General features: G+C 70.5%; 6 protein-coding genes. 1 reads left to right on the top strand and 5 read right to left on the bottom strand.

All coding sequences use genetic code 11. The annotated features are described in order from the left end of the window. Positions 1-180: 180 nt before the first annotated feature. A complete protein-coding gene (locus ABYX71_RS08900) occupies positions 181-771 on the top strand; it encodes a TIGR00645 family protein (protein ID WP_372696145.1) in 591 nt (196 codons plus the stop codon). Between the two features lie 26 nt (positions 772-797). Here the strand turns inward: ABYX71_RS08900 and ABYX71_RS08895 are convergent, their stop codons facing one another. From ABYX71_RS08895 to ABYX71_RS08875, 5 genes are all read right to left on the bottom strand, one after another. After that, positions 798-3,923, bottom strand: a complete 3,126-nt coding sequence (locus tag ABYX71_RS08895) for an efflux RND transporter permease subunit (RefSeq protein ID WP_372696144.1) — start codon at positions 3,921-3,923, stop codon at positions 798-800. Positions 3,924-3,935: 12 nt separating this feature from the next. Further along, positions 3,936-5,171 carry an efflux RND transporter periplasmic adaptor subunit gene (locus tag ABYX71_RS08890; protein ID WP_372696143.1) on the bottom strand — a complete coding sequence of 412 codons (1,236 nt, stop codon included), beginning with the start codon at positions 5,169-5,171 and terminating at the stop codon, positions 3,936-3,938. Positions 5,172-5,183: 12 nt separating this feature from the next. Next, complete coding sequence (locus ABYX71_RS08885; protein WP_372696142.1) at positions 5,184-6,443, bottom strand: TolC family protein; 1,260 nt, start codon at positions 6,441-6,443, stop codon at positions 5,184-5,186. A gap of 80 nt (positions 6,444-6,523) precedes the next feature. Next, positions 6,524-6,913: a hypothetical protein gene (locus ABYX71_RS08880; RefSeq protein WP_372696141.1), complete on the bottom strand. Its 390-nt coding sequence runs from the start codon at positions 6,911-6,913 to the stop codon at positions 6,524-6,526. 252 nt (positions 6,914-7,165) lie between these two features. Continuing rightward, a partial coding sequence (locus tag ABYX71_RS08875) for an O-acetylhomoserine aminocarboxypropyltransferase/cysteine synthase family protein (protein ID WP_372696140.1) occupies positions 7,166-8,405 on the bottom strand: 1,240 nt, incomplete at its 5' end.

The following is an 8,405-nucleotide window of genomic DNA, read 5'->3' as shown; positions in this document are numbered from 1 at the left end:
CCCGGGGCCGCCACGACTGGCTCCGGCGGGGGCCTGCGCCGGTTGCCGGCCTCTCCGTTCACGGGCCGGCAGGGGTAGGCCCTCCCGATCCGCGGATTCGTCAGGCCGGTGTATGGTGCGCGCGCTTCGCCGCGGCTACCATGCGCGCCCGCCGCTCCCCCGCCACCCGATCGCTTGACCATGACCTCATCGTCCCCTCCGCACATCAAGCCGCTGCCGGCACTGATCTTCTCGTCCCGCTGGCTGCAACTGCCGTTGTACCTCGGACTGATCATCGCCCAGGGCGTTTACGTGGTGCTGTTCGTCAAGGAGCTGTGGCACCTGGTGCACGGCGCGTTCGATCTGAACGAGCAACAGGTGATGTTGATCGTGCTCGGGCTGATCGACGTTGTGATGATCTCGAACCTGCTGGTGATGGTTATCGTCGGCGGTTACGAGACTTTCGTGTCCCGCCTCGGCATCGAGGGACACAAGGATCAGCCGGAGTGGCTCTCGCACGTCAACGCGACGGTGCTGAAGGTGAAGCTGGCACTGGCGATCGTCGGCATCTCGTCGATCCACCTGCTGAAGACCTTCATTGAGGCCGGCACGCTCGGGGCGTTGCCGCTGTGCGCGGATGTGGCTCCTGGTACCAAGTGCACGACGCTGACCGAGGCCAGCGTCATGTGGCAGACCATCATTCACGGTGCGTTCATCCTGTCGGCGCTCGACATTGCCTGGACCGACCGGGTCATGGGCGGCACCAGCGGCGCCGGCAACAGGCAGCACTGACGGCAAGCGTGTGCCTGCGCGGCGGCTCAATCCCGGCCGGCCGCCCGCCACACCATCCGGTACAGGCCCGGCAAGACCAGCAGCGTCAACAGCGTCGACGAGACGATGCCGCCGATCACCACCGTCGCCAGCGGCCGCTGCACCTCGGAACCGATGCCGGTGTTCAGCGCCATCGGGACGAAGCCCAGACTCGCCACCAGCGCCGTCGTCAGCACCGGGCGCAGGCGGGTCAGTGCACCCTGGGTGATGGCCGCGTCGAGGTCCAGGCCCTGGTGACGCAGCGCGCGAATGAAACTGACCATCACCAGCCCGTTCAGCACCGCCACGCCGGACAGGGCGATGAAGCCCACCGCGGCCGAGATCGACAGCGGAATGCCGCGCGCCCACAGCGCCAGCACGCCACCGGTGAGTGCCAGCGGCACGCCGCTGAAGATCACCAGCGCGTCGCGCACCGACCCGAACGCCAGCCACAGCAATGCGCCGATCAGCGCCAGCGTTGCCGGCACCACGATGGCCAGGCGCCGGGTGGCGGATTCGAGCTGCTCGAAGGTGCCGCCGTAGTCGAGCCAGTAGCCGGCCGGCAGGTCCACCTCGGCCTGCACGCGCCGCTGCAGTTCGGTGATGAACGAGCCCAGGTCGCGCCCGCGCACGTTGGCGGTGACCACCACGCGTCGCTTGCCCTGCTCGCGGTTGACGGCGTTCGGGCCAAGTTCCAGCGCCACCGTTGCCACCTCGCCGAGCGGCACGTAGCCGCCCCGCTCAGAGTGGCCGGCCGGCAGCGGCACCGGCAGGCGCGCCATGGCTCTGGCGTCGTTGCGCAGGGGTTCGGGCAGGCGCAGCACGATGTCGCTGCGCCGGTCGCCTTCGTAGATCACGCCGGCGGTCATGCCGCCGTAGGCCGCCGCCACCAGGTCCTGCAGGTCGGCCACGTTCAGACCGTAGCGGGCAAGCGCTTCGCGCCGGGGCGTGACGGTGAGGATGGGCAGGCCGGTGGTCTGCTCGGTTTTCACGTCGGCGCCGCCGGTGACGGTGCCCATGACCTGTTCGATCCGGGCTGCCACCGTGTCCAGCAGGTCGAGGTCGTCGCCGTAGACCTTGACCGCCACGTCCGCGCGCACCCCGGAGATCAGCTCGTTGAAGCGCATCTGGATCGGCTGCGTGAACTCGTAGTTGTTGCCGGGCACGTCCGCGGCGATCTGCGCCAGGTCCTGCACCACCGCGGCCTTGGGCGTGCCGGGGTCGGGCCATTGCGAACGCGGCTTCAGCATCACGAAGGTGTCGGCCACGTTCGGCGGCATGGGGTCGGTGGCGACCTCCGCGGTGCCGATCTTGGTGAACACGCGCTCGACCTGCGGTGCCTGTTTCAGCGCGGCCTCCAGCTGGCTTTGCATGTGCACCGCCTGGGTCAGGCTGGTGCCCGGAATGCGCAGCGCGTGCAGCGCGATGTCGCCCTCGTCGAGGCTGGGGACGAATTCGGTGCCGAGCCGGCCGGCCAGCCACACGCAGCCCACCACCAGCACCAGCGCCGCGGCCAGCACGGCGAACCGCGCCCGCAGCGCTGCGCGCAGCAGCGGCGCATAGGCCCGCCGCGCCAGCCGCATGGCCCGGTTATCGTGGGCCGCCACCGGCCCGCGCAGCAGCAGCGCGACGGCCGCCGGCACGAAGGTCAGCGACAGGGCCATGGCGGCGGTCAGCGCCAGCACCACGGTGATGGCCATGGGGTGGAACATCTTGCCTTCCACGCCGGTGAGCGCGAACACCGGCAGATAGACGGCGGTGATGATGCCGACGCCGAACAGCGAGGGCCGGATCACCTCGTTGGTGGCCTCGAACACCACGTCCAGACGCTCGGCGTGCGACAACCTGCGCCCGCCGGCAGTGGCCAGCCCCAACCGGCGCAGGCAGTTCTCGACGATGATCACCGCGCCGTCCACGATCAGGCCGAAGTCGAGCGCGCCCAGACTCATCAGGTTGGCCGAGGTGCGCGACTGCACCATGCCGGTGAAGGTCATCAGCATGGCGAGCGGGATCACCGCCGCGGTCAGCAGCGCCGCGCGCACATTGCCGAGCAGCGCGAACAGGACCACGATGACCAGCAGCGCGCCTTCGACCAGGTTCGTTCGGACCGTGGCCAGCGTCTTGTCCACCAGCGTGGTGCGGTCGTAGACGACATTGGCGGTCATGCCGGCAGGCAACGCACGGGCGGCCTCATCGAGCCTGGCGGCCACTGCCTTCGCCACGGTGCGGCTGTTCTCGCCGGTCAGCATGAACACGGTGCCGAGCACCACCTCCCGCCCGTCCTGCGTGGCGGCGCCGGTGCGCAGTTCGGAGCCGATGGCCAGTTGGGCCACGTCGCTCACCCGCACCGGTGCGCCGGCACGCCGCGCCACCACGATGTCGCCAAGCGCGTCGAGGCCGCCCACCTGGCCGGGCAGGCGCAGTAGTTGCTGCTGGCCGTTGTGCTCGATGTAGCCTGCACTCCGGTTGGCGTTGTTGGCGCCCACGGCGCGTGCCACATCCTCGAAGCCGACGCCGTGGGCCAGCAGGCGCGCCGGGTCTGCAAGCACGTGGAACTGCCGGTCGTACCCGCCGATGGTGTTGACCTCCACCACGCCGGGCGTGCGCAGCAGCTGCGGGCGCAGGATCCAGTCCTGCGCCTGGCGCAGGTCCATGGGCGTGATGGGCGTGCCGTCGGGGTTGGTGGCTCCCGGCAGCGCGTCCACCGTGTACATGAAGATCTCGCCAAGGCCGGTGGCGATCGGCCCCAGCTGGGGTTCGAGCCCGGCCGGCAGCTGGCTGCGCAGGCCCTGCAGGCGCTCGGCGATCAACTGGCGGGCGAAGTAGATGTCGGTGCCCTCCTGGAACACCACCGTCACCTGCGACAGGCCGTAGCGCGACAGCGAGCGGGTGTAGTCGAGCCGTGGCAGGCCGGCCATGGCGGTTTCCACCGCGAAGGTGACGCGCTGCTCGGCTTCGAGCGGCGTGTAGCCGGGCGCCTCGGTGTTGATCTGCACCTGCACGTTGGTGATGTCCGGCACGGCGTCGATCGGCAGCCGGGTAAAGCTCCACACGCCGAGGCCGGCCAGCGCCAGCACTACGGTCAGCATCAGGCCGCGGCGGCGGATGGCGAAGCGCAGCAAGGGTTCGAGCATGACGGCGCCCCCTCAGTGGTCGTGGCTGGCGCCGGACTTTTCGATGTCGGCCTTGATCAGGTAGCTCTGCGCGGTCACGTACTCGGTGCCGGGCTTGAGGCCGCCGAGCACTTCCACGTACGCGCCGTCGCTGCGGCCGAGTTCGAGCATGCGCACCTCGTAGGTGTCGCCGACGCGGGCGAACACCACGGTGAAGTCGCGAAAGCGCTGCAGGGCCGAGGCGCGCACCGCCAGCGGCACCTCGCCGCCGCCGGTCAGCACCTCGGCGGTGACGTAGAGCCCCGGTGTCCAGGCGGTGCCCGGGTCGTCGATGGCGGCCCACACGGTCAGCGACTGACTCTCGCCGCCGAGCGGCGCGATGCGCGTGATGCGCGCGCTGCCCCGGGGATCGCCGGCGGCGCCGGTCAGGCGCACCTGCTGACCGATCCGCACGCGCGCCAGGTCGCGTGGGAACACGGCCAGCTCGGCCCACAGCTGGCGGGTATCGCTCACCGTCAGCAGCGGTGCGTCACCGGTCTGTTCGCCGGGATTGGCCCGGCGCGCGCTGATGACGCCGTCGATGGGCGCCGTCACGTCGTACACACGCAGTGAGTCGTTCGATTCCACGCGCGCCAGCACCTCGCCGGCGCGCACCGGCTCGCCCACGGTCTTGCGCAGCTCGCGGATCACGCCCGGAAAGCGCGCGCTCACCGTGCGCACGGCTTCCGGCGCCACCACCACGCGGCCGTACAGCGCAAGCACGTCGTGGATGGTGGCCGGGCCGGCAGCCTGTACCTCAATGCCGGCCTCGGCCGCGCTGTCGGCGGCGATCTGTACGCGGCCCTCGTGGCTTTCGTATTCCCAGCGGTGGGCAGTGCCGGCGTGCACCGCCTCCACCGTCACGTCGAAGGAGTGCGGTTCCATCACCGTGCCGTCGCCGCGCAGGAAATCGCCCTGCGGCTGGAAGCGAAAGACATTGCGCTCGCCGTCCAGGCGCTCCAGCGTGACGGTGAGGGTTACGTCGCCGGGCGACACCGGCTGGCCGTCGCGTGTGACCCAGGCGCGGTATTCCGGCGGTACGCCGGCTTCGAAGATTGCCAGCTCCACGGCGAGATCGCCGTCGGTGAGCAGGCGCCCGCCGTGCGGCCCCCGGGCGGTGTTCTCGCCGGCGTGTCCATCGTCGCCGGCGCCGTCGGCGGTCCGGCCGATGCCGGCCAGCCACACCGCCAGCACGACCACGACCACGGCATTGAAGAATCTGTGTTTCATGCGCGTTCCCCTTCAGGGTTGGGCGGCGACCGGCTCGCCGGTCAGGCGCTCGATCTCGGCCTGGAACACCTGCGCGTTCTGGGCCGCCTCGATGAGGCTGCGGCGGATGGCGATGAACTCGCGCTGCGCCTCCGCCCATTCGAGGTAGCTGTAGCGGCCGCGCTGGTAGGCGTCGCGGGTCTCGTCCAGCGCGGCGGTCATCTCCGGCAGCACCCTGTCCTGCAGCAGCCGGGTCTCGGTGATGGCGTGCCCCAGCTCCTGGTACAGCGCGTACAGCTGCGTCCTGGTGCGCACCTCGGCCGCCCGGCGCTGGGCATCGGTGAGCGCGTGCAGGGCGCTTGCCTCGGCGATGGCGGGGGCGGCCCGGCGGCCGGCGCCGAGCGGCAGGGAAACGCCCACGACCAGCGCCTGATCGCCGGTGGCTTCCAGATGCCGCAGGCCGCCGGAGACGGTGATGTCGGCGCGCCGCCGGGCCTCGGCCAGACGCAGCTCGGCGTCGCGCAGCCGCGCCTCGCTGGCGAAGCGTACGAAGTCCGGGTTGCGGTCCAGTCGCGCCAGCAGGTCCTCGAACGGCGCCGGACGCGGCAGGCGGTAGAGGTCGGCCGCCACCCGGCCGAAGCGGGCCTCGCCGTCGCCCCACAGGGCGGCCAGCCGGCGCCGTGAGGTGCGCAGTTCGTGCTCGGCGTGTTCCTGCTCCACCTCGGCGCGGGCCAGGGTGATGCGCGCACGCCGCAGTTCGGCCTGCGGTGCCTTGGCGGCCTGCACCCGCAGGTTCACCATCTGCACCGTCTCGCGCGCCAGGGCGGTGGCCTTGCGGGTCAGCGCTAACTGCTCCTGATCGCCCGCCACGTGGATGAAGCGGCGCGTGACGTCGGCCAGCACGTCCAGTTGCGCCGCCTGCTCGGTGACGGTGAGCAGCGCGCGTCCGGCCCGCGCGGCACCGACGCGCGCCGCGCGCTTGCCGCCGAGTTCGACCACCTGCGACAGGGTGAACGTGGCCTCGGCGTCGTTCAGGTGCCGGTGGTCACCGCTGCCGAGAATGTTTTCGACATCGGCGCTCAACGTCGGCGCCGGGCGCAGATCGGCCGCGTCGGTGCGGGCATCCTGCGCGCGCAGTTCGTAAGCGAACCCGGCGAGGTCGGGGTTGGCCGCCAGCGCCGCCTGAATGGCTTGGCGCAGGGTGAGCGGGGCAGGCGCCGCCTGGGCGCACGTCAACATTGCCGCCATCAGCAGCAGCCACGCGCCGTGGGCGCCTGGACGAATCATTTTCATGGGGTTCTCCCGTCGGCCCGGATGGAGCCGGAACCGGATGTGCCGTCACGCCGGGGGGCAGACGGCCGGACGTCAGGACGTCAGCGGGAGAACGAAGGCGGTCCGCGCAGGGGCGGGCGTTGCAGCGGGAAGGACGGCGGGACCAGCGGCACGCGCGCGGGCGGCGGACCGATCCGGCGGGCGGCGGCCTGCAGGCATACCCAGACCACAGCGAGCAGCAGTGGTGGCAGCGCCAACGCTGCCTGCGGTGGCTTGAGCGCACTGTCGGCCACCCAGGCCAGGTCGATGTCCTGGTGCTGGCCTTCCTCGTGGTGTTCCGCGTGATGACCGGTGTCGGCGGTGTGCACGCTCATCGGCTGCTCGCCGGTGTCCAGGCACAGGTGCAGATGAACACCGGTCGCCTGCACGAGCACTGCCATGACGCAGGCCAGCAGCGGCAGCCAGACGCGGGATGTGGGGTGGCGGAACATGGCATTCACTGTATCACCGCCGGATCACCGCTGGCCGGCCTGCGCCATCGCCATCCGCCCGCAGCGACCGCCGGGGCGTCGCTGCGGGCGGGAGTCGGGGGCAGTTTGATAACAGATGCACGTCCCGTGCGTTTCTCTAAGGTCACAGGTCCGGTGCACGCCCGGGCCTATCCGCGCGAATCAAGCCCGGTCGTGCCCGATTCGCGTCCGGCCGGTCCTGGCCGGACCGGGACCTTGAAAATTCACACGCTCTCAGGCGGCGCTGGCTTTGAGCGCCTGCTCGATGTCGGCCAGGATGTCGGCGGCGTTCTCGATGCCGATGGACAGGCGCACCATGTCCGGCGTCACGCCGGCGGCAACCAGCTCGTCGGGGTTCAGCTGGCGGTGCGTGGTCGAGGCCGGGTGGGTGGCCAGCGACTTGGCGTCGCCGATGTTGACCAGGCGCGTGACCAGCTGCAGCGCGTCCAGGAACCTGACGCCGGCGTCGTAACCGCCCTTGACGCCGAACGACAGGATGCCGGACGCGCGCCCGCCGAGGTATTTGTTGGCCTGGGCGTGGTCGGGGTGGTCCGGCAGGCCGGCGTAGGACACCCAGCTGACCTGGGGGTGGGCCTTCAGGTATTCGGCCACCTTCTGCGTGTTGTCGCAGTGGCGGTCCATGCGCAGCGACAGCGTCTCGATGCCCTGCATGATGAGGAACGCGTTCATCGGCGCCATCTGCGCGCCCATGTTGCGCAGCGGCACCACCCGCGTGCGGGCAATGAACGCCGCCGGCCCGAAGGCCTCGGTCATCACCGTGCCGTGGTAGGACGGGTCCGGCGTGCTGAACTGCGGGAAGCGGTCGGCGTGCTCGGCCCACGGGAACTTGCCGGAATCGACGATGATGCCGCCAAGGCTGGTGCCGTGGCCGCCCATGTACTTGGTGAGCGAGTGGATGACGATGTCGGCGCCGTGTTCGATGGGCCGGCACAGCGCCGGGGTGGCGACCGTGCTGTCCACCACCAGCGGCACGCCGGCGGCGTGCGCCACGGCGGCGATGCCGGCCAGGTCCGGCACATGGCCGGCCGGGTTGCCGATGGTCTCGCAGAACACTGCCTTGGTCCTGGAGTCGATGGCGGCCTTCAGTTCGTCCAGGTTGTCGTGGTCGATGAAGCGCGTCTCGATGCCGAACTGCGGCAGCGTGTGGGCGAACAGGTTGTAGGTGCCGCCGTACAGCTTCTTGGTCGACACGATGTTGTCGCCGACCCGCGCCAGATTCATCACGGTGTAGGTGATGGCCGCCGAACCGGAGGCCAGCGCCAGCGCCGCGATGCCGCCTTCCATGGCCGCCACGCGCTGCTCGAGCACGTCATTGGTCGGGTTCATGATGCGGGTATAGATGTTGCCCGCGACCTTGAGGTCGAACAGGTCGGCGCCGTGCTGGGCGCTGTCGAAGGCGTAGGAGACGGTCTGATAGATCGGCACCGCCACCGACTTGGTGGTCGGGTCGGGG

This window comes from Immundisolibacter sp., assembly GCF_041625615.1.
GTDB lineage: Bacteria > Pseudomonadota > Gammaproteobacteria > Immundisolibacterales > Immundisolibacteraceae > Immundisolibacter.
This window is presented reverse-complemented; position numbering and strand designations above follow the sequence as displayed.